We start from the raw sequence: 2,956 nt of genomic DNA, 5'->3' as shown, positions 1-2,956 counted from the left end.
CTGCAGCAAAAAAATGTTTGTGAATTTGAAGCCGTATAGCAAAAGGGAAGACTGATTTAACAGCCTTCCCTTTTTTCATTACCTGGTAATTTCACAATTAGACCAATTGCTTCATACCAGCTTATTTGTTACTTTTAATCTTTAACTTTAAATTGCTCCGTATGCTTCGTAAATTAATAAGAAAATCACTTTGATAGCAGCAGTAAATTAAAAACTTGTTTACTTGTCTTACAGGCTACCAATTAGAAGAACAGGAATATTAGCAAAAACTTCATTATCAATCCATTGCTTCAATTGAGTAATTGATTCTTGAGCCAATTTTTTATCTGAACCCTTTAATTTATTAGCCAATTTTTCGGCAGTGACTAGCTTTTTTGCTATTTTCTCTTTAGAAGTATTAGTGATCATTTCTACTTCGGTTTTTATTAATGGTTTAAGAGATTTTTTATGACCATTTACATTGTATGTCCCGGTTAAAAAATTAGTCCAAAACTTATATTTGCCATTTTGCGACACAATATGAACTAAAGAACCATTTTCTACTGATATAGCGCGATCTATTTTGAATAACATGTTTTTAGCGAAAACTTTTTTAGCATGCTTCAAACTATATTTTTTAAGTAAGCCATTTTTTCTTTGATACAATCCGCCATCAGTAGTAGCTATATTTTTAGCTAACTTGAAAACATAGCCAGCTTTAGTCAGTTTGTTAGACCATGTTTTATCAGACACACCCTGATTATTGACTACAGTATTTGTATCGCTTACGTCAGCTGCTTTAACAGGCACATAATTACTGCTTGTTGCACTAAATATCAAGCTTGCACCAAAAACAGCTGCAAATGCTGCTATACTAAGTGATCTTTTCATTTTTACCCAACCTACTTTGATTTAATACCAGCCATGAGCTTGCCAAAATGCTTTAGCTTTTACCCAACTTCCACTATAACGTTTGTGAATATATATCGTAGCAGCTTTTTCTTGATTAGCTATACTATAGTCGCCATTAAGATATGCTTTATCTAACTGAAAGCGACCGTAATGCGTACCGTTAGAAACATAATAATTGTATCCTGATTCTCTCTTTGCAATCCAAAGTTTAGCTGAACGTTCTGCACTACTTAAACTATCATAATATTTTTTCTTAATACTTGCTGGTACACCATCATAAGGTCCGAACGCCTGAGGTCCTACTACGTTTTCTACAGAGCCAACATTTTGTGGCAAATAAATAGGCGTACCATTAGGTAAGGCTTTATCGGGATCGATATTATCATTTAAAGCTTCAACTACAGACAAATCTAAATTATTATTAATTGCAATTTGTCTTAATGAATCGTTATCATAGTTTGCTACAGGATTTATATCATATTTAGAAACAGGACTTTCTACACTATCACTTGTTGCCTCAGCTTTGACACTTGTTACCGCTAATGGAGTTGCAACTGTCGCAAAGGTTGCAGCAGCAACACCTAATCCAACAACATACTTAAATTTCATAATTAATTCTCCTATAAACGTATATTAAAATATTATAATGATATAATGCCTTAATAAATTAATATTTTAATATCGAGATTATATATCTTTAATTAATTTTATTCAATTATTTATACCTATAAAAATAGCCTAAGATAAAATCTTAGGCCTCACTTTTGTACTACTTAAGTAGTTCGTTAAGAATATCTTTGACGATATTCAACACATCTCGAATTGCGGTAATTACAAGATACAAAAGAATTAGAATTAGAACATCAGACACGTCTTTTCACCTCCTTTATGAGAAGCCAGTCAACTTCTCAAGATAGTGCACTAAACGCGCAGGATTATTTTACCAAATTTTTATTTTCATGATATAATTTTTATAGAATTAGATAACGTCAGACATGTTTAACTAAACGTGTAAGCAGGTTCAGTCACTTGCAAGACGTCTAAGGCGGTCCACAAGGATCGCTTTTTTTATATATTTATTTTTTATTCTCTTCTAACTTACCAACAACAGCTTGCCTAATTTAGCCCCTATTAGCCCCTGTGAGCCGTTTTTTCGTCCCCGGGTATACTTACACCTGATTTTCCACCAAATGGACGACTTCCTAGCAAAAATGACTGTCCCAATTTTTTAAAAGTAAACAAAATCATTCCTCAACTATTTTGCCTACTTTTATTTTTTACCCCCCCGCTCTCCATTACATCTAAAGTGAACCTGGCATTCAGCGGAGCTAAAATACGGTTTTTGATACGATCTTTGCCTTTAGAAGAATGCTGCTCTACCAGGATTTGTAACAATCCCAATGTGGGACTGTCAGCTCCCTTTCACAAACCCAGATGGGGCTTTCAGCTCTACACCAGCGTTTGCAACAGTCCCATATTGGGATATTTCGCAAAAAAAGTGCTAGCAGGCAGCTGCTGTTAGAAAACGCTTGGCACCGCCAAGCTATCACCTTACGTTAAGTAAGTGATAGCAGTTCTCCTTATGCTCTTTCCTAAAAATTTGTGAAATTCCAAGATATAGGTAACAAAACAACTTTATCTAATCCGATAAATGACAACGAACGACCAATATAAATCAACATCAAGAACCAGGTTAATCTCCTACAAGCAAAACTAAAACACTACTCGACACCCTAACCTGCAAATAAACCATGAAAGACTGCTGAACCAAAATCTACTACGCCAGCTGCTCCACCTAAACCTAAAACAAGATCAAATAATTAACCTAAACTGCCAATTACTGTTCCCTGCAGTGGGCACACTGGCCCCATAAGGTAACTAACATAACCGCAAAGCGGTTAGTTAGGTAATTTCCCCTTGCGATAAGGAGAAGAAACTATCTAACTAACCGCTTTGTCGATTGTTGGTTACTAATCTGGTCACAAAGAACCAGCATACATTTAAGCTAAAAAACGCCCTGCACAGTAGCCGAGCCGTTGTTTTTTGTCGCTCCAAAATATGATCT

General features: G+C 35.0%; 2 protein-coding genes. Both read right to left on the bottom strand.

Features of this window, described 5'->3' with window-relative positions; translation table 11 throughout:
- Window positions 1–228: 228 nt before the first annotated feature.
- Window positions 229–870, bottom strand: a complete 642-nt coding sequence (locus ACZ2M0_RS09355) for a hypothetical protein (protein ID WP_038521162.1) — start codon at window positions 868–870, stop codon at window positions 229–231.
- Between the two features lie 21 nt (window positions 871–891).
- Window positions 892–1,500, bottom strand: coding sequence for an aggregation-promoting factor C-terminal-like domain-containing protein (locus tag ACZ2M0_RS09350; protein ID WP_038521159.1), 609 nt, complete (start codon window positions 1,498–1,500; stop codon window positions 892–894).
- Window positions 1,501–2,956: the final 1,456 nt, after the last annotated feature.

It is taken from the genome of Lactobacillus sp. VURO6/B1 (VP7) (assembly GCF_058139575.1).
Note: the sequence above shows the minus strand (reverse complement) of the source record. Positions and strands in the feature narration are given on the sequence as shown.

Bases quoted from the DNA above. Each gene is read 5' to 3' on its own strand.
- ACZ2M0_RS09355 (WP_038521162.1), bottom strand. From the start codon at position 870: ATGAAAAGATCACTTAGTATAGCAGCATTTGCAGCTGTTTTTGGTGCA.
- ACZ2M0_RS09350 (WP_038521159.1), bottom strand. From the start codon at position 1,500: ATGAAATTTAAGTATGTTGTTGGATTAGGTGTTGCTGCTGCAACCTTT.